Annotated in this window: 21 protein-coding genes; 2 read left to right on the forward strand and 19 right to left on the reverse strand. The window is 54.5% G+C overall.

Features of this window, described 5'->3' with window-relative positions; translation table 11 throughout:
• Positions 1-7: 7 nt before the first annotated feature.
• From Q3F21_RS05650 to Q3F21_RS05705, 12 genes are all read right to left on the reverse strand, one after another.
• Positions 8-766 (reverse strand): glucose 1-dehydrogenase, encoded by a 759-nt coding sequence (locus Q3F21_RS05650; RefSeq protein WP_340250488.1) that lies wholly within the window; start codon positions 764-766, stop codon positions 8-10.
• A gap of 13 nt (positions 767-779) precedes the next feature.
• Positions 780-2,225: an aldehyde dehydrogenase family protein gene (locus tag Q3F21_RS05655; RefSeq protein ID WP_340250489.1), complete on the reverse strand. Its 1,446-nt coding sequence runs from the start codon at positions 2,223-2,225 to the stop codon at positions 780-782.
• 3 nt (positions 2,226-2,228) lie between these two features.
• Positions 2,229-3,305 carry a tartrate dehydrogenase gene (locus Q3F21_RS05660; RefSeq protein WP_340250490.1) on the reverse strand — a complete coding sequence of 359 codons (1,077 nt, stop codon included), beginning with the start codon at positions 3,303-3,305 and terminating at the stop codon, positions 2,229-2,231.
• A 196-nt stretch (positions 3,306-3,501) separates the two neighbouring features.
• On the reverse strand, positions 3,502-4,812 hold the full coding sequence (locus Q3F21_RS05665; protein WP_340250491.1) for a sigma-54 interaction domain-containing protein: 1,311 nt from the start codon (positions 4,810-4,812) through the stop codon (positions 3,502-3,504).
• A complete protein-coding gene (locus Q3F21_RS05670) occupies positions 4,809-5,054 on the reverse strand; it encodes a hypothetical protein (RefSeq protein ID WP_340250492.1) in 246 nt (81 codons plus the stop codon). Before Q3F21_RS05670 ends, Q3F21_RS05665 begins: the two co-directional genes overlap by 4 nt.
• A gap of 96 nt (positions 5,055-5,150) precedes the next feature.
• Positions 5,151-5,822, reverse strand: coding sequence for a GNAT family N-acetyltransferase (locus Q3F21_RS05675; RefSeq protein ID WP_340250493.1), 672 nt, complete (start codon positions 5,820-5,822; stop codon positions 5,151-5,153).
• A gap of 24 nt (positions 5,823-5,846) precedes the next feature.
• On the reverse strand, positions 5,847-6,536 hold the full coding sequence (locus Q3F21_RS05680; protein ID WP_340250494.1) for a GNAT family N-acetyltransferase: 690 nt from the start codon (positions 6,534-6,536) through the stop codon (positions 5,847-5,849).
• Between the two features lie 10 nt (positions 6,537-6,546).
• Positions 6,547-7,404: a carbon-nitrogen hydrolase family protein gene (locus tag Q3F21_RS05685; RefSeq protein ID WP_340250495.1), complete on the reverse strand. Its 858-nt coding sequence runs from the start codon at positions 7,402-7,404 to the stop codon at positions 6,547-6,549.
• Between the two features lie 232 nt (positions 7,405-7,636).
• The gene (locus Q3F21_RS05690; RefSeq protein WP_340250496.1) at positions 7,637-8,896 is read right to left on the reverse strand and encodes a hydantoinase/carbamoylase family amidase; all 1,260 of its coding nucleotides are present in this window, start codon (positions 8,894-8,896) and stop codon (positions 7,637-7,639) included.
• Positions 8,897-8,969: 73 nt separating this feature from the next.
• A complete protein-coding gene (locus tag Q3F21_RS05695) occupies positions 8,970-10,586 on the reverse strand; it encodes an amidohydrolase (RefSeq protein ID WP_425341216.1) in 1,617 nt (538 codons plus the stop codon).
• Positions 10,587-10,602: 16 nt separating this feature from the next.
• Positions 10,603-12,105 (reverse strand): sodium:solute symporter, encoded by a 1,503-nt coding sequence (locus Q3F21_RS05700; RefSeq protein ID WP_340250498.1) that lies wholly within the window; start codon positions 12,103-12,105, stop codon positions 10,603-10,605.
• Complete coding sequence (locus Q3F21_RS05705) at positions 12,102-12,302, reverse strand: DUF3311 domain-containing protein (RefSeq protein ID WP_340250499.1); 201 nt, start codon at positions 12,300-12,302, stop codon at positions 12,102-12,104. Before Q3F21_RS05705 ends, Q3F21_RS05700 begins: the two co-directional genes overlap by 4 nt.
• Before the next feature lie 155 nt (positions 12,303-12,457).
• Between Q3F21_RS05705 and Q3F21_RS05710 the strand changes: the two genes are divergently transcribed.
• Positions 12,458-14,095, forward strand: a complete 1,638-nt coding sequence (locus Q3F21_RS05710) for a PucR family transcriptional regulator (RefSeq protein WP_340250500.1) — start codon at positions 12,458-12,460, stop codon at positions 14,093-14,095.
• A 144-nt stretch (positions 14,096-14,239) separates the two neighbouring features.
• Here Q3F21_RS05710 and Q3F21_RS05715 read toward each other — a convergent pair whose 3' ends face one another.
• The 6 genes from Q3F21_RS05715 to Q3F21_RS05740 all read right to left on the reverse strand — a co-directional run bounded on the left by Q3F21_RS05715 (position 14,240) and on the right by Q3F21_RS05740 (position 21,187).
• Entirely contained in the window at positions 14,240-15,853 is a 1,614-nt protein-coding gene (locus tag Q3F21_RS05715) for an ABC-F family ATP-binding cassette domain-containing protein (protein ID WP_340250501.1), read from the reverse strand.
• Between the two features lie 483 nt (positions 15,854-16,336).
• Positions 16,337-17,413, reverse strand: a complete 1,077-nt coding sequence (locus tag Q3F21_RS05720) for a sulfate/molybdate ABC transporter ATP-binding protein (RefSeq protein WP_340250502.1) — start codon at positions 17,411-17,413, stop codon at positions 16,337-16,339.
• Positions 17,410-18,276, reverse strand: a complete 867-nt coding sequence (gene cysW / locus Q3F21_RS05725; protein ID WP_340250504.1) for a sulfate ABC transporter permease subunit CysW — start codon at positions 18,274-18,276, stop codon at positions 17,410-17,412. Before cysW ends, Q3F21_RS05720 begins: the two co-directional genes overlap by 4 nt.
• 12 nt (positions 18,277-18,288) lie before the next feature.
• Positions 18,289-19,125: a sulfate ABC transporter permease subunit CysT gene (gene cysT, locus Q3F21_RS05730; RefSeq protein ID WP_340250505.1), complete on the reverse strand. Its 837-nt coding sequence runs from the start codon at positions 19,123-19,125 to the stop codon at positions 18,289-18,291.
• 140 nt (positions 19,126-19,265) lie between these two features.
• Positions 19,266-20,294 carry a sulfate ABC transporter substrate-binding protein gene (locus Q3F21_RS05735; protein ID WP_425341218.1) on the reverse strand — a complete coding sequence of 343 codons (1,029 nt, stop codon included), beginning with the start codon at positions 20,292-20,294 and terminating at the stop codon, positions 19,266-19,268.
• Positions 20,295-20,554: 260 nt separating this feature from the next.
• Positions 20,555-21,187: an MOSC domain-containing protein gene (locus tag Q3F21_RS05740; RefSeq protein WP_340250507.1), complete on the reverse strand. Its 633-nt coding sequence runs from the start codon at positions 21,185-21,187 to the stop codon at positions 20,555-20,557.
• 142 nt (positions 21,188-21,329) lie between these two features.
• Here Q3F21_RS05740 and Q3F21_RS05745 point away from each other — a divergent pair, with 142 nt between their 5' ends.
• A complete protein-coding gene (locus Q3F21_RS05745; RefSeq protein WP_340250508.1) occupies positions 21,330-21,632 on the forward strand; it encodes a DUF3846 domain-containing protein in 303 nt (100 codons plus the stop codon).
• Between the two features lie 88 nt (positions 21,633-21,720).
• On the opposite strand, the gene Q3F21_RS05750 is transcribed toward Q3F21_RS05745, so the two are convergent.
• On the reverse strand, positions 21,721-22,257 hold the full coding sequence (locus tag Q3F21_RS05750) for a deoxyuridine 5'-triphosphate nucleotidohydrolase (RefSeq protein WP_340250509.1): 537 nt from the start codon (positions 22,255-22,257) through the stop codon (positions 21,721-21,723).
• Between the last annotated feature and the right edge of the window lie 21 nt (positions 22,258-22,278).

A 22,278-nucleotide genomic window follows, 5' to 3' on the forward strand; every position in this document is an offset into this window, starting at 1 on the left:
TTACCCGTTAGATTCCGCGTCCTCCATCGACGTTGACGATCTCGCCGGTAACGATCTTGGCCAGATCGCTGCACAAATAGAGAGCCGCCTGTGCAATGTCGTCCGGTTGAATCAATGCGCCCAGAGGAACGCTGCTCAAAAAGATATCCTTCGTATCCTTCTCGATCTGTTCCTCATCGCCGTGCATAAATTTGCTTAGCATGGGAGTCTCGGCAGGCCCCGGGTTGATCCCATTCACGCGAATCCGATAGGGCGCAAGCTCGATCGCCAATGCTTTCGTCAACATGATCGCCGCCCCTTTGGACGCACAGTACGCATTCAGTCCCGGACGAGCACGTACGCCCGCAATCGAGCAAATATTCAGAATAGAACCACTCCCCTGCTGCTTCATTCTCGGCACAGCGTACTTTGACGTGAGATAGATCGATTTTACGTTTACATCCATTGTCCGTTGCCACTGTTCCTCCGATACTTCCTCAACCGGCGTGAACGCCATGGGCACACCTGCACAATTGACAACAATATCCAGCGAACCGAATTGATCCACGGTACGGGTGACCGCCGCTTCGACGGAACCCGCATCGGCTGCGTTGGCCTGGACAGCCATTGCCGGAGAGCCGCACTCCTTTGCTGCAGCCTCGGCGGCCTCCCTGTTCAAGTCAACGACGGCTACCTGTGCTCCCTCTTTGGCAAAAAGGCGGCAGATTGCCTTTCCCATCCCTGAACCGCCCCCGGTGACGAACGCCGTTTTCCCATTTAACAGCATCTGCTTCTCTCCTTTACGGCTTCAAATTCATCACGATCATCTTCAGATCGGTCATCTCTTCGACGGCATAATGCGGTCCTTCCTTGCCGAGCCCGCTGTTCTTGATTCCCCCGTACGGCATCGCGTCGTTGCGGTACGTGGAGACGTCGTTGATAATGACGCCGCCGTACTCCAATACCCTGGCCGCTCGCATCGCCAGATTGAGGTCATTGGTGAAAATGCCGGCCTGCAAGCCGTACGAAGAGTCATTGGCGGCGGCAAACGCTTCCTCGATCGTCTGATAGGGAATAATCGTCACGACAGGAGCGAACACTTCCAGACAGTTTACTTTCATTTCTGGCCGAGTTCTCGCGAGGACAGTCGGATAAACGAGTGCGCCTTCGCGAACTCCGCCGTGCAAAAGCTCGGCCCCTTGCTCGACAGCTTCCTTTACCCAGCTCTCGGCCCGAATCGCTTCCGCCTCGCTGATCATCGGGCCAACGTCTGTTTCGGCGTCCTCAGGATCGCCAGCCCGCAAGGCCCGCACCTCTTCCAGGAATTTTTGCGTAAACGCTTCGCGGAGCGTTTCTGCTACAAATATGCGTTGCACCGCGATGCATGCCTGCCCCGCATTGTGAAAACTGCGTTGAGCGATCTGTCTTGCCGCCAGCTCAAGATCGGCATCTTCGTGGACGATGTTGGGCGAGTTGTTTCCCAGCTCCAGAGAGACCGGGCGCAATCCGCTGCGCTGCTTGATATACGTGCCGACCTCTGCCGAGCCGGTAAAGGTGTACATGGCGATCCGGGGATCGTCGAGCATCCAGTCGCCTACCTGGCTGCCTGAGCCTGTTACGATGTTGACGTGTCCCTTTGGCAGGCCCGCTTGTTCCAGTATCTCCACCAGCAAAAAGGCAGAGATCGGGGTTGAAGTGGCCGGCTTCAGGACAACGGTATTTCCACCTGCTAGCGCGGGCGCTACCTTGTGTGTACTGAGCAGCAGCGGATAGTTGAAGGGAGTAATGGCGCCGATCACACCTTTGGGCACGCGAATGGCGAAGCCCAGTCGATTTTCAGAACCTGGCGTGGCAGCCAGCGGGACCATCTCGCCGGAAAGCCGTTTGACTTCCTCAGACGACAGGCGGAGCGTGTTGATTACCCGATCCAGCTCCCCCCGGGCGTCCTTTCTCGTTTTTCCGACCTCCCAGACGAGGGAAAGCTCCAGCTCTTCCCTTCTCTTCTCGGCGATCTGACTTGCCGCGAGCAATATATCGCTGCGCTCGGAGGGTGTCAGCGTACTGGTACGGAACGTCTGCAGCGCGTGGGTGACGGCATCCTCCACGTGCTGCTTGCCCGCTTTCGCAATCGTGGCGATCACCTTGCCGGTGTATTTATGGGTGACGGGAATGCTTTCCTCTGTCTCGATCCACTCGCCGTTGATATACAAACGATAGTGCTGCACTTGTGCTGTCGTCCCTTCCATCTGTCATCCTCCCCTTCTGTACAATTGTTCACGGATCGCATCGCCAAGCTCTCTCGTCGTGGCCTTCCCCCCGATGTCCGGGGTACGGACCTCTCCGGCGATCAGGACATCCTCGATGCTGTCCAGCACCAGTTTGCCCAGCTCCCGCTCTCCCAGGTGGTCAAGCATCATGCTGATGCTCCACAGCGTCGCGATCGGATTGGCGATGCCTTTTCCGGCGATGTCAGGCGCAGACCCGTGAATCGGTTCAAACATGGACGGATACTGCTTTTCCGGATTGATATTGCCGGAAGGTGCCAGACCCAATCCGCCGACAACCGCTGCCCCCAGGTCTGTCAGTATATCGCCAAACAGATTGCTGGCGACTACGACATCAAAGGATTCAGGCCTGCTGACAAAAAACGCCGACAGCGCATCAATATGCGTTAGCTGGGTTTCGATACCCGGATAGTCGCTGCTGATCTCTTTGACGATCTCATCCCAAAACGGCATGGAGTGATTGATTCCGTTTGATTTAGTGGCCGCCGTCAGCCTCGTCTTTCCGGTTGCTTTGGCCAACTCAAACGAAAAGCGGACGATCCTCTCGATCCCGTAGCGGGTGAAGACATTGTTTTGCACTGCCAGTTCATACGGCGTGCCGATATGGAGGCGTCCTCCCATGTTCGAATATTCGCCTTCCGTATTTTCCCTGACTACGACAAAATCCAGATCGTCGTGCTGCTTGTAGCGCAGCGGGCTTTCCAAACCACGTAGCAGCTTGATCGGGCGAAGATTGACGTACTGTTGAAAGCTTCGGCGTATCGGCAGGATCAGCTCCCAGACGGAGATGTGGTCGGGCACGCCCGGGGCCCCGATCGCTCCCAGCAGGATCACGTCAAATGGCCGCAATTTTTGCAAGCCATCCTCAGGCATCATCCGGCCGTGCTCCCGATAGTACTGGCAATTCCACGGAAAAGACTCCGTCTGAAACGAGATGCCGCCATGAATGTCAGCGATGGATTGCAGCAGCGACAATCCTACCTCCATTACTTCAGGTCCAATTCCGTCTCCTGGAATGACCGCAGCCGAGTAATGTTTCATGAAAGCGACTCCTTTGCAATGAAGTTTTGTTACACTAACTTCTTGCAAGGCTCATGCCAAATCAGTACATTTCAAATATTCCGTCAATTATAAGCCGGAAAGTTTCATCGCTGTTTCACGCCATTGACTTGTGTTGCAAGTTTGTTGCAAGTGCAACAGTCAAATTCCATAAACTGGTTTTCCCGACTCTTACTCACTATGGCAGCGTCACCCCGTATTTTTTTTGCTTCCGCCAAAGCGTTGTCCGATCCATTCCCAGTATTTTCGCCGCTTCCGCCCGATTTCCTTTTGTCTCCTGCAAAACGCGGCGGATCAAATCGGCTTCGTCAATGTCAGGCGGGAGGTCCTGCGTCTTCCTGCCGTGATGCACTTTCTTCGCAAAAAAAGCAGCATCAGATAAATCCAGGCGGCCTCCCTTGCAGAGCAGCACCATTCTCTCCACCACATTGCGCAACTCCCGGACGTTACCCGGCCAATCGTGTTTGGCAAACAGCTCAAAAACCTGCTCGCTCACTTCTACGATGCATCTGTCATCTCTCTCTTCGATCTCGCGAATAATCGACCAGACTAGGGCGGGAATGTCATGGGGCCTCTCGCGCAGAGGCGGGAGCTCCAGGGTCAAGACATTGAGCCGGTAGTACAGGTCAGAGCGAAATTCCATCCTGCCGATCAGCTCCTCCAGGTCGCGGTTTGTCGCGGCAATAATCCGGACATCTACGGGAAAAATTCGCTCTCCCCCGATCCGGCGCACCTTTTTTTCCTGCAGCACACGCAACAGCAGCGCCTGGATGGGCAGGGACATCTCGCCGATTTCGTCCAAAAAGAGCGTTCCTCCGTGAGCCAGCTCAAACAGTCCCGGCTTGCCGCCTTTGCGCGCTCCTGTAAAGGCCCCGTCCTCATAGCCGAAGAGCTCGCTCTCCAAGAGGTTCCCCGGCAGCGCCGCACAGTTGACGGCGACGAACGGACCGGCTGCCCGCTGGCTGCAGAGGTGCATTCCTTGTGCAAAGAGTTCCTTCCCGGTTCCGGTCTCACCGAGTATCAGAACGGTCGCATCAGTCATTCCGAAGGTCTCTGCCAGCTCCCTCGCTTCTCGGATCGCGCTGGACTGGCCGACGATGTCTTCCAGCCGGTATTTCGCTTCCAGACCGCTTTCCATGCTCTGCTTGCGGATGCGGAGCTCCATTTTCTGAATATCGGTGATTTCTTTAAACGTGCTGACAGCCCCGACAATGTCACCGTCTATGGAAATGGGCAAACGGTTGATGATGATTTGACGGTTCAACACGGTTGCGATATCGCCGATCTCCCGCTTTCCTGTAGCCAGAATGCGGAGCATGTCGGAATGGGGAATGTAGCGCGTGATCTTTTCCCCGACGATATGCGGCGGCAGGCCGAGAATTTCCAGGGCGTTCTTGTTCACCCAGATGACCGTCGAGTTTTGGTCTACCGCGATAATTCCGTCATGAGAGGCGTCCAGAATCGCCTGTATCAGCATCTGATCCTTCATTTTTCAATACCTCCTTCCTGCGCCCGATCCAGCATCAAGTCTACTTCTGCCGGAGGCTTCCTGGCAGCTTTTTTGCGTTTCCGTTTCTTTTTGCGCAGGGTCAGGATAGCGGTCAGCATGAGCACAAGCGTGGCCAGCTGTACAGGCTGTGTCAGGGAAGCGTCCAGCCACCCGCTCATCCCGAGCAATTGGAAAAGGACCGCCAGATAAAGTATAATCGATGCCCAATTTTGCTTTTTCACCGTTTTTCCCCTTCTATCAGCTAGAATACCGCATGTTTATGGAAAAAGACTCCCGGGAAGCATGATCGCTTTCCAGGAGTCGATGCAGCGCGTTGGCTAAATCGGACGAAGCGCCAGAGTTTCGTGTCCGGCCAAGTCTTCCACCATATCCAGCCAAGCTTTCGGTTTTTGCGGCAGCACAGCGTAGTATCTCGTCAGGAAGGTCTTCACGAGAGACGCTTCTAACTCCTGCTGGTCCTCATTTGTCGGCATGAAGCACAAGTCCAGGCCTGCAACGGCTTCGCCATCGTTTTGCCAGGACGGGTGAACATAAGGGAAATCAATCCGCTTGTAGCCCAGGTGGGAGAGCACCTCCCGGCGTACGAACGGGTCCATCGGCTTGATTCCGCCAAACGCATGCTCTTGCACCCGATACGGATCGTAAATTTCGGCAAACATGCCGTACAGCTCTTTTCCATTTTCCTTTGCCAGATTCATCAAATCCTTCTGGCGCTCGCGGGCGAGGAAACGGCCAATTCCCAAACCTTCACGGCCGATGATTGTGAAGTCGGTCATTGCTACGTTCAGGTCCGTATAGTAACGGTATTCGGTTGCACCGACCACTTCTCCGTTCTCTACAGCGACAAACACACGGATGCCCGGGTCCTCAAGCGGCTCCTTCCACAAGTCAAAGTCCAGCACTTCCTCCGGCGGAAATACTTCCTGCATGAGCCGGTGCATGCTTGCGAATAGCGGGTCCGAAATGTTTTGAATGCGAACATACTGCATGTGTGCTTCCTCCCAATTTCTCTCCTATTTTATGAACGGGTCCGCTGGCCGAGAACGAAATGGATTTTTCCATTCCATCAACGCGGCATAGTTATGCGATTCCTCGTCTTCCAAATAATTAGCCGCCACTTTTACAGGCGTACGGCCGCAGCGCATCAAAAAGCTGGTCACGGGGTCCTTCAGCTCGCCCTTCACCACTTTTTCCAGGTACGCTTCCGCCGACATCATAGATGCATGACGCCCGTATCCGGGCATGCGGCCTCCCCCTAGGAGCCGCTCCAATCCCCTGTGTACGACCAATTCGTACATCGCCTGCATCATGCTCATGCCAAGCCGCCATTTGCGGTAAGCCGGGCGTATGCAAATGTCCACGACGTAAAGCGTATTTCCGTCGGGATCGTGATTGCGGATGTACCCGGAGTCGGTCACTTCCTCCCAAGTGTGGTCCGGATGCTCCGGATCGTAGGAAACGAGCAGACTCGTCATCGAGCCGGCCAGTACGCCTTCCACCTCGATACAGATCGCACCTTCCGGAAACAGTGTGACATGATTGGTCAGCTGCTCTTCGTTCCACCACAGCTCGGAGGGAAACGGCGGAGGAAAACTCTCCTGCTGGATGCGGATCAGCTCCGCGAAATCCTCGCGCGTGTAGTTGCGGATAACGGCTTTGGCCGGCTTGTCCTCGTGAAACACGAACAGTTCTTTCCGATACACGGCGGCACCTCTATTTCCAATCGGGATACAAATCGATCCTGCGGTCGCGCCAGGTCGTGACTGAGCCCTTCTCCCTGACGTCGTACAACAGCTGCAGGTCCAAATCCGCTGTTACCAGCATATCGTTGTTGATCTCGCCCTCGACAAGAACCCCGCGCGGCGGGAACGGAATGTCGTTTGGCGTGAGCACGGCCGCCTGGCCAAAATTCGCCCGCATGAAATCGACTGTCGGCAGCGATCCTACGGTCCCTGTCACGACCACGTACACCTGGTTCTCGATGGTGCGGGCATGGCTTGTGTAACGGACGCGATGAAAAGCGTGGCGGTCGTCCGTGCAGGATGGACAGAAGATCACGTCGGCGCCGCGGGCTTTCGCCATCCGCACCAGCTCGGGAAACTCGATGTCGTAGCAGATGATCATCGCCACTTTGCCCTTGTCTGTCTCAAAAATTTGCAGGTCGTCGCCGGCGCCCATATTCCAGCCTTTGATCTCCCAGGGAGTGATATGAATCTTTTTCTGCTGACCGACGCGGCCATCGGGGTAAAACAGGAACGCCGTATTGTACAGCCGCCCGTTTTCCCGGGTAATGTGCGTACCCCCGACGATATGCATCTGGTGGCACTTTGCCAGCGTGGTAAACAAATCTGTATACGCCTCCGTAAATGACGGGAGGTCATTGATCGTGAGCGCGTTTCCTTGCGCGTCTCCGATGGACATCAACTGGGTCGTGAACAGCTCGGGAAACAGCAAAAATTCGGTTTCGTATTCCTCAGCCGTCTTCACGTAATGCTCAACCTGACTGGCAAACTCCTCAAAGCTATGAATGGTATGCAGGTGATACTGCACGGCAGAAACGCGCATCTTCATGGGAAACCTCCTTGCAGCACGCAGCTTAGTCGTAGATATACGGTAAATGATAGCAAAAAAAGCGGATAAAGTCTCTCTTAATTCGAGGAGAAGCGCGGACGGATACCCCTACTGGAACTTTCGGAGATCGGTTCTCTGGTTTTCCATTGTGACAGTTTCACAAAAAAGACACACCTTGTCTTCCAGCAGAAACGGCCTTCTTTAGAGTCAGAAGACCGTTTGAGTCAAATCGTTATTTGTTTGTCGCTATCCGTAGAACGGTCCGGTACAGCAGCTCGGTGCCCAGCGCAATATCCTCATACGTCGAAAACTCCTGTGGATTGTGACTGATACCGTCTTTGCAGCGGACGAAAATCATGCCGTAATCACAGACGTACGAAAGCGCCAAGGCATCGTGGAAGGGGCCGCTCATCAGCTCAGGGGGATTGAGTCCCAATAGGCCGCTCTCTTCCCGCATAAACGCTTTGATCCAGTCCGCACAGTACCGCGGCTCGCTGTTGGTATCCTCCGTGATCGTATAGCTGAGCCCGCCTTCTGTCGCTGCCTGTTCAATCGCGGCACGGAGTTCCCGCTCCCGTTGATTGCGCCTATCCAGATCGATGTCCCTGAGATCGATGGAAAAGCGGACGCGCTCGGGGATGATATTGCGCGAGTCGGGAAACACCTCCAAATGGCCGACAGTGCCTACTGTGGGAGCGTCCGGGTCGGATTTGGCGATTTCATGCAAGGCCGTGATGACTTTGGCCGCCCCAACCAAAGCATCCCTTCTCATCCGCATCGGAACCGAACCGGCGTGACCGGCAAAGCCTTCAAACTCGACCGTCCACCAGAGCGGGCCGGAGATGCCGCTGACGATGCCGACCGGCTCCTGCAGCTGATCCAGAATCGGCCCTTGCTCGATATGGAGCTCCAAAAAAGCGCCAATGCTGCCTTCGGGATAGACCGACTCCTGCAGGCGCTCCGGATCACAGCCGAACTCCTGAAGCGCCTGTCTGCGGGACACGCCGTTTTTGTCCGTCCGCGCAAGCTCGCCTTCCTCCAGCTTGCCGAGTATTCCTCGCGACCCGAACAAGCCCTTTTGAAAGCGGCAGCCCTCCTCATCGCAGAAGGCGACTACTTCAATCGTCTGCTCTGGCTTTTGGCCCCGTTCCTTGAGCGTCTGAACAGCCTCCAGCCCGCCCAATACGCCGATCGTCCCGTCGAACCTTCCCCCATACGGCTGCGAGTCGATATGGGAACCGATCATCAGCACGGGCGCAGACGGGTTTTCTCCCTCAAGACGGCCGATCAGGTTGCCGAACTGGTCGATTCGGGCGGAAAGTCCTGCTTCCTCCATCCAGCTTTTGACCAATTCCACTCCCGCTCGATCCTCCGGGGAGAGGGCCAGACGGCATACCCCGGTTTCACCGATCTTTCCGATCTGCGCCAACGCTTCAATCCTTTTCTTCAAGCGCTCCTGATTGATCTGGAGCTGCCTGGTCTCAACGCTCATTTTCCCGCGACCTCCTTAGGATTTTTGTAATAAACAGTTTGCGTTTTTCACGAAAGGAATGGACAAAGAGGTGCTACTTCGCCATGGCTTCCTGACTGGAATACACGACCTCTCCATCAATCATCGTAAGGCCTACCTGCAAATCCTTGATGGCTTCCTTCGGCACATCCAGCATTCTCCCGTTGACGACGACCAGATCGGCCAGCTTTCCCGCTTCGACGCTCCCTTTCAGCCCTTCTTCAAAGCTGGCGTACGCGCCGTGAATGGTGAACATTCGGATCGCATCCATGACACTGACAGCTTGTTGCTCGCCTACCACTGCCCCGTTTCTGCTCTTGCGGTTGACAGCGGCATGGATGCCGATGAGCGGAGAATAGCCGGTTACCGGACAATCGGATGCTCCCGCCGCGACGATGCCATTCCGGAAAAAATCGCCGACCGGATACATGTATGCCGAGCGTTCCCCGAGATTTTTCAGATAGCTCTCCCCGTACTCGTACAAAAAAGCAGGATTCGGCGTCGGGATGACACCTAGCTTCGCCATCCGCTGCACCAGGTCGGGGGCGGATACTCCCGCATGCTCGATCCGGTGGCGATGGTTCTGGCGAGGATGCTTTTCGAGCGCTTCTTCAAAGCAGGCAAGCAGCAGCTCGATGGCCCGGTCTCCCTGTGCGTGGGCTGTAATCTGGAATCCCTTTTCATGCGCTTCTCCCAAAATCCTATTCAACTCGTCCCGGGAATAGTAGAGAATTCCACTGTCCTGCGGCCTGCTCGTGAACGGCTCGCGCATCGCCATGGTCGGCGCGATGCTTGCGCCGTCGACAAACACTTTCGCCGGCCCGATACGAAAACGCTCGTGCCCAAGACCGGTGACGATCCCGGCGTCGATCAGTTTGCGGACAAAGGCCTCGGATTGATTGAGCGCGCAAATCATCGCGTAGATTCGCACCTTGACATCTCCGGCCTGTACCGCCTTTTGCATCGCACGCAAATTGTCCGGCCCGTACCCGCCGGCATCGTGCACGCTCGTTATTCCTGCGGCGACAAAGTCCTCGGAGGCGAGACGAAGTCCTTCCCGATATTCCTCTTCCGAAAAGGCTGCAGCGTCAAACATCTGCATATGCGCCGTTTCCACAAGCAGTCCGGTAAGCACTCCTTGCTCATCGCGGTCCAATCTGCCTCCCTGGGGGTCGGGCGTACGTTCGTCAAATCCCGCCCGCTTCAGTGCTTCCGTGTTGACGATGGAATGATGGGCACAGGTCCGCATGACAAAAACCGGATGCTTCCCGGAAACGCTGTCCAGCTCTCGGCGAGTCGGGAACCGCTTTTCGCGCATGCGGTTTTCGTCAAAGCCGCATGCCCGCACCCACTTTCCTTCCGGCGTCCGCGCGGCTTGCTCCCGCAAGGCTTCCAGCAGCCCTTCTACCGAGTCGATTCCTCTGGCCTTGCAGTCTACCCCGAGCTTGTTGGTCCCGTAAATGGTGATGTGCAGATGCGAATCGATAAAGCCGGGCAGCAAGCTTTTGCCCACCAGATCGATCACCTCTGTACGGGGGCCAATGTATTTCCCGATTTCTTCATTTGTACCCACTGCCGTAATACGGTTGCCGCTGACAGCCACCGCCTCCGCGATCCGGTTTTGCCGATCGACCGTGATCACCTGTCCATTGAGAAAAACTGTATCTGCCATAATAAACTCTCCTCCTCTACGCCTTTACCGGCTGGTGTGTTTCGTCTCCGGCCATGGAATCCTTTTCTCTCGCCTGGAACATACGCTGCGTAATCACGTGAACCGTGAACATGGCGATTAGGTTGATAATGAGGGCGATTACTCCTACATTCAGGTCTTTGACGACAGAGGGCAGCGAGGGAAACAGCGTTCCGACACTGACCTGCTCGATGGTTACATAAGCGACGGTCAACACCCCGCTAACTATACCGGCGAAAGCCCCGTATTTATTAACGAGCGGACGCGCAGGCACACAGAACAACAGGGCGGGAAACAACTGTGTAACGAGGCTGTACCCCATCAGCAGCAGGGTCACGAGCGTATCTCCTCCGCTGAGCGTAAAGTACAGGCTGATCAGCGATAAAACAGGCACCAGGCTTTTCGCAAGCCACGGAAGCTGCTTTTCGCTTACGCTCGGAAGCAGAACCTTGATCACGTTTTTCGAAAGCAGGGTCGCTGCCGTCATCAAAAGCATCGAGCCCGGTACAAGCGCTGTCAGCAATCCGGCAGCGCCGATCAAACCGACGATCCACGGGTCAAAGGTCTGGATCGAAAGCCTGAGAAGCGACAAATCGCCGTCTGCTCCTTTCAGACCGGGCACCTGCAAGATTGCGGTGAAGCCGACGAAAAAGACGAATAGCAGCATCAGTGTATAGAGCGGAAGCATGACAGTATTCTTCCGAAATACACGGGCGCTTTTTGCCGAAAACACAGAGCCGAACGTATGCGGCCACATGTAAAAGCCCAGCACTGTCAAGAGGACGGTCGAGATAAACCAGGAAATGCTCATCCCTTCCTTGGGAAAGGCAAGGAAATCGGGATTGGCTGCGTGCACGGCTTCGAACATCGGCCTGATGCCTCCATAGTAATGATACGGAAGGTACAGCCCGAGAAAGACCACGACGAAAAATATCATGATGTCCTTGATAGCCGCTGTCCAGGCGGAGCCGTGGATGCCGGAGATCATGACGTAGACGGTGACAGCGATCACGCCAATCCAGATGGCGGCAGTCGGAGAGACGGAACCGTATGACGCTTCCGAGACAATGATGCCCAAGCCCTTAAACTGAAGAATCAGGTAAGGGATGATCGCGAGTACGCCGACAGTCGAAACGAGGATGCCGAGTACGGGGCTTTTGTATTTGCTTACGAAAAAATCGGACTGGGAAACGAGCTTGTGCTCTTTGGCGTACCGCCAGATGGGAGGGAGCAGCCAATACGAGAGGACGTATGCGAGCGAGATGTAGGCCAGCACGTAGTAAGCCGGAGCGCCCTTGGAGTAGGCCCACCCGCTTCCCCCGAGAAAGGTGAAGGTCGTATAGATTTCGCCTGCGACCAGCAAAAAGATAAAGATCGTGCCGAAGCCGCGTCCGCCTACGGTCCACTGCTCCATGTTCATGTCTTTTCCCTTTTGGGCGCGAATGCCGAAGTAAAGAGCGGCAAGCAGGGAAATAAAGATGATCAACAGCGCATGATTCATCCCTCTTCCTCCTCTCTGTTGACCGGGTCAAGCTTGTTGACAAGCGCCATGATGCCCGAGGTCAATACTACCCACATCACAATCCAGAAAAGAACGAAAGGCATCCCGAAAACATAGGGCTCGACACGGTTCACAAACGGGATCCCGCCGAGCATCCCTAAGAACGGTACGAACCCCAGCCAATCCTTCGCTTTCACTCTCCCTACCCCCAATCAAATGGATGTTGCTTGCCGATCGGCCGATCGAACTTGTATGGTATTATTATCGAAAGATTCAATCTTTTCCTTTGTCCAGGTTTCCAGAAAGCGAGCGGATTTTTTGTTCCATTTACTAAAAAAAGTGGAGGGATCGCATGATAACCGTACGTGAACTCATCTCTGTCGTCGGCTGGGAGCCGGATGCCGTGCTGGCGGGTGAATCCTATTTGGACAAAGAGCTCGTGGCTGTTACGTCGTTTGACTCTCCCGATGGATACAAGTGGCTCCACAAAGGCGAATTTGTCCTGACGACCGGCTATCCGTTTGTCACAGATCAGCAGACACGCGAGGCCAGGCTGCTGCGACTGATTGACGAACTGGCCGAGATCGGCACCCCCGGGTTTGCGATCAAGCTGGGCCGCTACATCGACGAGCTCCCCGCCCGCGTCATTGAGCGAGCCAATGAAAGGCAAATGCCCATCCTCTCTTTTCCGATGGACAAGGCCTGGTCGGACATTATCATTCCCGTTGCCCATTACATAAACGCCAAGCAGCGTGAGGAGTTGGATCGGACTCACGCCATCTACGAGGTATTTCATCGCCATCTGACTAGAAACGGCAGCGTACAAAATTTGGCCGAGCTGCTCTCCGACATTTTGCAAACCTCTGTCAGCATTTACGCGAGAACACCCAAATGGAATTTGCACGTGCCTGCCCCAATCGAACACCCGCCCGTACTGGATGAATTGCTGTCAGTCTCCCGAAGCGCCCGCATGCACTCGCATCTGTCCCATTATCGCAGCCAGCATCTCATTCGCTGGCTTGCACATAACAATCATCGGGTGGGGGCCATCGTCCTGTGGAACATCACGAGGGAGCTGTTTCCCTGGGAAAACGTTGCGCTGGAACAGACAGCTGCCCTGCTTTCACTGGAAATCGAGCGTCACTACACCGTCGTGTCGACATACCAGCGTTTTCGCAACGATTTTCTCCAGCTTCTTGTGTCCGGAAAAGAACGATCCCCCGACCTGCTCAAACGCAAGGCGGAGGAGCTCGGCTGGGAGCTTGCGGACCGCTATGCAGCAGCAGTCATGCAAGTCACAGCCGGCTCCCCAATCGACATGAAGGCCTGGAGCGAACATGAAGCCCTGCTTGAAACACTGCGGAGCCATTGGGAAACTTTCCAGCCGCCGATCTTATGCGGACTGGATCGCGAAAATCGCATCCTGCTGCTCTTCCCGGTGCAGTCTGATACGGCTATGCAGCCTGCCGAAAAGCTTCTCGCCGGTCTGGAGGCCTTGATTCGGAAAAACATGAAGCGCTCCTTGTCTATCGGTCTTGGCCGCTCTTATCCTGGCTTTGGTGGAATTGCCCAGAGCTACCATGAGGCTGTGATCAGCTGCAGGGCCGCAAGAGAAGGGGCTAAATCAAATTCCACCGCGCTTGCGAAGCCCGACCTGACCATTCGACCATTCTCCTCACTCGGCATCGAGCGTATTTTGTTTGCCGAGCGTCCCGATGAAGAGGCTCGCCAGCTGGCTGATGAATGTCTGTCCGCGCTGGCTGCTTACGACCGGGAGCGCAATGGTCAATTGATAGACACTCTTCGGCTGTTTCTGGCCTGTGATGGCAATCACGCCGAGGCGGCCCAACGATTGTACGTACATAAAAACACAGTCAAATACAGGCTGCAGATCATCCGGGATTTGACGGGACTACAGCCGGAGAAAGGGCATGATCAGCTGTTATTCCGCATCGCTTTGACCACTTACAAAGACAGCCCGGTGGCGTAAAGCTGCCGTCCGTTCAGCGGTCAAAAATAACTGACAGGTTCACGCGATGGAATGACAGGCTTACGCGATGAAAGCCTTGCGGCAAATAAAAAAACCTCTGGCCTTTTTCTCAGACCAGAGGTTTTTACATTTTGCACAATCGCCTTACGCGTAGTGTTGCTCGCGAAGCCGCTGGATTTCATCGCTTTCCAGGTACTCATCATAGGTGATCATCTTGTCAATGATGCCTTTAGGCGTAAACTCGATAATCCGGTTTGCGATGGTCTGCACGAATTGATGGTCGTGGGAGACAAACAGCAGAGTACCGTCGTATTCGATCAAGCCGTTGTTCAAAGCCGTGATCGATTCCAGATCCAAGTGGTTGGTCGGCTCATCCATAATGAGAACATTGGCCTGCGCCAGCATCATTTTCGCCAGCATGCAGCGCACTTTTTCGCCACCGGACAGGACGTTCGCCTTCTTCAGCGACTCGTCGCCGGAGAAGAGCATCCGGCCCAAATAGCTGCGGATAAACGTCTCATCCTGCTCCTTGGAGTACTGGCGCAGCCAATCCACCAACGACAGGTTAGAATTGAAATACTCTGAGTTGTCCTTCGGGAAGTACGCCTGGGAGGTCGTCACTCCCCACTCAAAAGTACCGCTGTCCGCTTCGATTTCTCCCATCAGGATGCGGAACAAAGTGGTTTTTGCCAGCTCATTCGGTCCGACGAACGCGACTTTATCCCCTTTGTTGATGGTCAGATTCAGATTGTCAAACAGCTTCTCGCCCTCAAGCGTTTTGCTGAGGCCTTCGATCATCAGCAAATTCTTGCCCGCTTCCCGCTCCGGCTTGAAATTGATGTACGGATAACGGCGGCTGGAAGGTTTGATGTCTTCCAAGGAAATTTTTTCCAATAATTTCTTCCGAGAAGTAGCCTGCTTCGACTTGGACGCATTCGCACTGAAGCGAGCAATAAACTCCTGCAGCTCCTTGATTTTCTCTTCTTTTTTCTTGTTCTGTTCACGCGCCATTTTCAGCGCCAACTGGCTGGATTCGTACCAGAAGTCGTAGTTACCGACGTACAGCTGGATTTTACCGAAATCGATATCGGCGATGTGTGTACATACCTTGTTCAGGAAGTGACGGTCATGGGATACGACGATGACGGTGTTTTCATAGTCGGCCAGGAAGTTCTCCAGCCAGCGGATCGATTCAATGTCCAGATGGTTCGTCGGCTCGTCCAGGAGCAGGACGTGCGGATTGCCAAACAGAGCCTGGGCAAGCAGAACCCGTACTTTCTCGTTCCCCTGCAGATCCTTCATCTGCTTGTCGTGCAATTCCGCGGGGATTCCAAGTCCTGTCAGCAATTCGGCCGCATCTGCTTCGGCCATCCAGCCATTCAGCTCTTCGAACTCGCCTTCCAGCTGGGACGCACGCATGCCGTCCGCTTCAGAGAAGTCCTCTTTCATGTACAGCGCGTTCTTCTCTTCCATGATTTCATACAGGCGGCGGTGGCCCATGATCACTGTTTTGAGTACTTCAAATTCATCGAACTCAAAGTGGTTTTGCTTCAAAACGGCGATCCGCTCTCCTGGGGTGATGGAAACATGGCCGCTGGTTGGCTCGATTTCACCGGAGAGGATTTTTACAAATGTCGATTTGCCGGCACCATTGGCGCCGATGAGACCATAGCAGTTGCCGGGCGTAAACTTGATGGTGACATCTTCGAACAATGCGCGTTTTCCGTAGCGCAATGTAATATTCTGAGTACTTATCATCTCAATACCTGCCTTTTTCACTCATTCAAACATTAATCATATCAGAAAAGAAGACTTTTCGCAAAATATCGCAAGTTGAGATGATGCTGTTGTCTGCGGCAGCTGGATGCGATTTCGGTCGGCAATGAAAGCCGTTTGCAGCTGATAGAAAAAGTCCTTTTCGGGAAAGCTATGCACGGATGCACAACGGTTTTTCGAAAGGAGGACCAGGCCATGTCGAAGAAAAGCGGCGTAAAAAATGAAATGGGAAGCAAGGAAAACCCTTCTCAGACAAGAGCTTCCAATACGATCAGCAAAGAAGAGACTCGCTCCAAGCAGCGCGGAGAGTAATGAGCTTTGCAAAGTTTGTCTCTCGACATGTTCGGCCAGAACAAGAACAGCCGGTCCGTGAATGCTGACCGGCTGTTCTTGTTCTGGTGTTATCATTTCATCATTCGGGAAGTCGGTAACACTCATTTATTTGTCTGTCCCGCTCCGCTTTTTCTAAGCTCGGATCAACTGGCCGTCCACGTAAAAGGCAACATGCCGAAGATGGACATACAGCAAATCGCCGAGCTGGAGTGAAAGGTCTGCGTAGCGGCGCCGGCTGACTTCGGCTTCGAAAATTTCGCCTGTATCCATCCGCCGTAGCTCAAGGCGGACGACAAAGCCCAGATCGTATACATAGCACAGCTCCGACAGTACGGACTGTGGATTTTGCGGCGACCGGCTTACATCTACATCGTGCGGCCTCACATAGCCGACCGCAGGCATATTGTCAGCCTCGGACGCCCACTGGGCAGCGAATTCCGCCTCCCCCAGCTTCACCTTTCCATCGGCAATCCGCCCGCGAAAGAAGTTGACGCGGCCGAGAAAGCTGTACACAAACGGATTCGCCGGATGATTGTATACCTCTTGGGGCGAGCCGGTCTGCTCCACTCTCCCTTCATTCATCACCACGACCCGGTCCGCGAGCTCTAGCGCCTCTTCCTGATCGTGCGTGACAAAGACGATGGTCAGTCCCAGCTTTTCGTGCAGCCGCCTCAGCCAGCGCCTGAGCTCCTGCCGCACTTTCGCATCGAGAGCGCCAAACGGCTCGTCAAGGAGCAAAAATTTCGGCTCCACAGCTAGCGCTCTGGCCAGCGCCACCCGCTGTCTCTGCCCCCCGGACAGTTGGGAAGGATACCGATGCGCAAGCCCTTCCAGCTGGACCAAACGCAGCAGCGAGTGAACCCGTTCTCTGATTTCCGCTTTGGTCGGCCTCAGCTTTCGCGGACGAACAGACAGCCCAAACGCGATATTGTCAAAAATATTCATGTGCCGGAACAGGGCGTAATGCTGAAAGACAAAGCCCACTTCCCGCTCCCGTACGTCGCGGTTTGTATTGTCTTCCCCGTTAAAAAACACCTGGCCTGTGTCGGCGGGCTCCAGCCCGGCAATCAGCCGCAGCAACGTTGTTTTGCCGGAGCCCGAAGGCCCCAAGAGAGCCACCAGCTGACCTGTCGGAATTTCCAACTGTACATCCCGGAGTGCAGTAAAGCTTCCGTATGACTTGCTGATGCCGCAAATTTCAATACTCATGCACTAACCTCCTCCCTGATGACTTCCGGCATCGTCTTTTCTTGTTCCTGCTGCCTTTCGGTTTTCCATTCGATCAGACTTTTCAGAATGAGCGTCACCAACGCCAGAACGGCCAACAAAGTGGCAGCGCCAAACGCGGCCACAAACTGATACTCGTTGTACAAAATTTCCACGTGGAGCGGCAGCGTATTGGTCATCCCCCTGATGTGCCCCGAGACGACCGATACCGCGCCAAATTCCCCCATCGCCCTCGCATTGCACAAAATGACTCCATATAAAAGCCCCCATTTTATATTGGGCAGGGTGATCCGCCAAAAGGTCTGCCAACCGCTTGCGCCCAGGGAGATCGCCGCTTCCTCCTCGTCCTTCCCCTGCGCTTCCATCACGGGGATCAATTCTCTCGCCACAAAGGGAAAGGTCACAAAGGTGGTCGCCAAAACGATTCCCGGAACTGCGAAAATGATCTTGATATCATGAGCCTCCAGCCAAGGACCGAGAATTCCCTGACTGCCGAACAGCAGGACAAAAATCAGGCCGGAAATGACCGGAGAGACGGCAAACGGCAGATCAATCAACGTCAACAGCAGGTTTTTGCCTCGAAAGGAAAATTTCGCTATGGCCCACGCTGCGGCCACGCCGAAAACGACATTGGCGGGAACGCTGATCGCCGCAGTCAAAAGTGTAAGCTTGACGGCAGAAAGCGTATCCGGCTCCTTTATCGCCTGGAAAAACAAGCCGATCCCCTCGCTGAATGCCTGCGAAAAGACGGCGACCAGTGGAACGATCAGAAACAATCCCATAAAGACCAAGGCGACCAAAATCAAAAGCCAGCGAACGTACCCGGGTTCGCCCGTATCAGTCAATCCTCATCCCTCCTAACGTGCCGCATTCATTTTGTTTGTTTTCCATTGCAAAAGGTTGATCATAAGCAGCATCAAAAAGGACGCGACGAGCATGACCGAAGCGACCGCCGTCGCTCCTGCATAGTCGAATTGCTCCAGCTTTGTCATGATCAGCAAAGGAACGATTTCCGTCTGGAACGGCATGTTCCCGGAGATGAAAACGACGGAGCCGTACTCGCCCAACGCCCGGGCAAAGGCCAGAGCAAAGCCGGTCAAGATCGCCGGCAGCAGATGCGGGAGAATCACGCGCAAAAACGTTTGCAGCCGGGATGCTCCCAAAATCGCTGCTGCCTCCTCCACCTGACGGTCCCAATCCTGCAGGACAGGCTGTACCGTTCGGACGACAAAGGGAAGACCGATAAAGGTCAAGGCAATGAAAATCCCGACAGGCGTATATGCGATCTTCATTCCCCAAGTGGCAAACAGCTGGCCGATCCAGCCGTTCTCCGAATAAATGGAGGCCAGGGCAATCCCGGCAACCGCTGTCGGCAGGGCAAACGGCAAATCGACGATACCGTCGATAAACCGTTTCCCCGGAAAGCGGTACCTCTCCAGGACCCACGCGACCAACACCCCAAAAACGGCATTCATGCAAGCCGCAAGAAAGGCGGTTAGAAAGCTGACCTGAAAGGAAGCAAGGACGCGCTGATCGGTTACCGTCAGCCAAAACTGCTCCCAGGTCATGCTCGTTGTTTGCAAAAACAGGATGGATAGAGGTATCAAGACGAGCAAGCTTAAATAAATGAGCGTATACCCCATAGTCAGCCCAAAGCCTGGCAAAATGCCTTTCGAACTGAATTTTTTTCCCATGGACAGCTCTCCCGCAGGTTGACAGTTTGTTTGCTTGGCAAAGCCGCCCCCATACTGTAGGGGAAGCGAAAAATCAAAGGCTCACAGATGGCCCTTCTAGTCCGTTTGCGGGCACGAACCCTCCCGCTTGGAGCTTGTTGTCACTGCTTTTTTGCCTGATAGATCTGATCAAACATTCCTCCGTCGGCAAAATGAACCTGCTGTGCTTTAGCCCAACCTCCGAATACTTCCTGGATGGTAAACAGTTCGATCTCGGGAAACGGAGGCTGGTGAGCCGCTCTCACCTCGGCTGAACGCGGACGGTAGTAATGCTTGGCGGCAATTTCCTGTGCCTCTTTTGTATACAGAAACTGAAGGTATTCCGTCGCCAGCTCCCGTGTCTTGCGCTTGTCGACGTTCTTGTCGACAATGGCGACGGGTGGTTCGGCCAGAATGCTGAGCGTAGGATTGACGATGTCAAATTTGTCCTTCCCCAGTTCATTGATGGCCAGATACGCTTCGTTTTCCCAGGCGATGAGGACGTCCCCGATCCCCCTCTCGACAAAGGTGGTCGTCGAGCCGCGTGCGCCGGAGTCCAGTACCGGAACGTTTTGAAACAGACGGGTAACGAATTCCCGGGCCTTGTTTTCATCTCCGTTGTTTTTCTTCAAGGCATACCCCCAGGCCGCCAAATAATTCCAGCGGGCCCCGCCTGAAGTCTTTGGATTGGGAGTGATCACGGACACGTCCTGCTTGATCAGATCATCCCAATCCTTGATCTGCTTTGGATTTCCTTTTCGCACGAGAAACACGATCGTGGAGGTGTATGGAGAGCTGTTGTCCGGCAGCCTGCTTTGCCAGTCCTTCGGCAAGTACCCCCTCTCGGCGATGGCATCGATATCAAAGGCAAGCGCCAGAGTGACCACATCCGCTTCCAGCCCGTCGATGACAGACCTCGACTGTTTGCCCGAGCCGCCATGCGATTGCTTGATGGTGACGGTTTGCCCCGCCTTTTTCTTCCAGTACTCGGCAAATCTCTGGTTGACCTCCTGATACAGCTCCCGCGTCGGATCGTAAGACACATTGAGGAGCTCTACCTGTTCCCTTTGCTTGCCATCGGGTGTCGAATTGGAGGCTGTCGCCGAGCATCCGATCAGACTGAGGCACAAAACAATTGCTGCTGCATGCATGAACACGGGTCGATAAAGCCAATAACGTCGATACATCTCCGTTTCTCCTTTTCTAAATTCTAAGTAATTACATCGGAATATAATTCATTGTATTGTGGCAACTGCCTATTTTGTGCCGATTTGTTTTGGTTCAAGTGCCCAATCTTATGCTTGCGGCTCGCCAATGTTACCGTATGTCTGACGCTTGGGCGCTGTTCGCCTTGCCTCATCGAAAAATAAAAAAAGCCGGCAGCTGCCAGCTTTTTTCCTTTGCGATCCATTTATTTTAAACGCGCTTCCAGCGACGGCCGCCAGCTGTCAGCCAGCTCTTTGGCCGCAAGAATCCGCCGAATGGCCTCCAGATTGTCCTTCTCATGGTACTTGATTTGATTGATAAAAGCGACCGTCACGTTATGGCTGCTTTTTTCCAGCAGGCGAAACTCCATATCCTGACCGATGAATCCCGTCTCCAGCACTCGCAGATAAAAGCCGCTGTATCCAGTCTGTTGAATGAGCGAGACCATGTCGCTTCTTTGCAGACGCACATCGAGTTTGAAACAGGGCTGTCTCGGCTGGCTTACCTGTACAACGGCTTCCCCCAATTGAAAAATGTCGCCGATCGCGACGGTGGACTCGTCCAGCCCGCTAACCGTCAGATTTTCTCCAAACGCCGCGGGAGCCAGCTTCTGACCGAGCTTCTCTTCCCAGAACGGATAATGATCGTAGCTGTACACCATCAATGCTTTGTCTTTTCCGCCGTGAAAGCGGCGATCGGCCTGTCCGTCCCCGTCGAGCTGTTCCCAGTCCAGAAATCTTCGCTCTGTGACGGGATATTTCCATATCGCGGTGCTTACTTCTTTTCCCTTGTGCATAACCGTTTGCGGCTTGCCCGCATTGATGGATACCAGTTGCATCTCTCTCGCTCGTCCTTCCATTATTTTCAACCATTGTACCACAGATGAATGCCTCTGCTTTTTATCTGAATCTACCGACTATTGCTAGTTCTCGCTTCCATCGGCCGTATCGTTTATGATGAAAAAGAAGGAGTGATGGCCTGTGATTACCGTATTGCTCAAACGTCCCCATGAGGATGCCGCCCCGCTGCAAATCAGCGATACCGACGATGTCGCCCGGCTGGTCGGGGGCGACTTCGAGCTGCTCTCGGATGATCGCCTTGACGGAATATCTCTGCTCGTCAATGAGGAGCTGCGCGGCGTGGAAGCGAATAATTTTCCGGTCACGGCAGACGGTTTCCTCGATTGGGTGTACGGTCCCTGCGTATTTGTAAAAGCGGACGGCACCTCTCTGACGGACGAAGATATGGAGAAAGTCCGGAAGTACCTCGCCTCGCAAGTATAGAAGAAAAGACCCTGCGGACAAAAAAGATGCCATTCGGACGTCTTTGCCAAAGCTCCAGGGTCTTTTTCTTCGTTACGATTCTATTCTTTTACTGAACGCCGCTGCTGCCGAAACCGCCTGCTCCGCGTTCGGTTTCGTCCAGCTCCTCGACTACCTCGAAGTCAGCTGCCGGCACAATCGCCAGCACCCCCTGCGCGATCCGATCTCCCTTGCGGATGAGATAGGCGTGGCGGTCCACTTCCCGTTCGACCTCAACTTGCTTGTCGCTGACGTCCAGGCATGTTTTTCCGCTCTCGCCCGCCGGTGTGCGGATATTGTCGATCAGGACGCAAACCTCCCCGCGATAGCCGGCATCAACGGTCCCCGGCGAATTGCTGATGCGCAGCTTTGATTTCGCGCTGATTCCGGAGCGCGGCCGAACCTGCAGCTCGTATCCGTCCGGCAGCGCAAAGGCGAGCCCGGTCGGGATTTTGGCTGTCTCTCCCGGCAAAATGATCACATCCTCGACGGATACAAGGTCAAAACCCGCGTCGAACGCACGGGCGTATTTCGGAATGACCGCATCTGCATGCAGCTGTTTGATCTTCACGGGAGCCACGGGCCGTGTAAAGGTGCTGTTCGTCATTTCTCGTCTTCTCCTTTGCTG

The sequence above is a fragment of the Brevibacillus borstelensis genome (assembly GCF_037834415.1).
GTDB classification, from domain to species: Bacteria; Bacillota; Bacilli; order Brevibacillales; family Brevibacillaceae; genus Brevibacillus; species Brevibacillus borstelensis_A.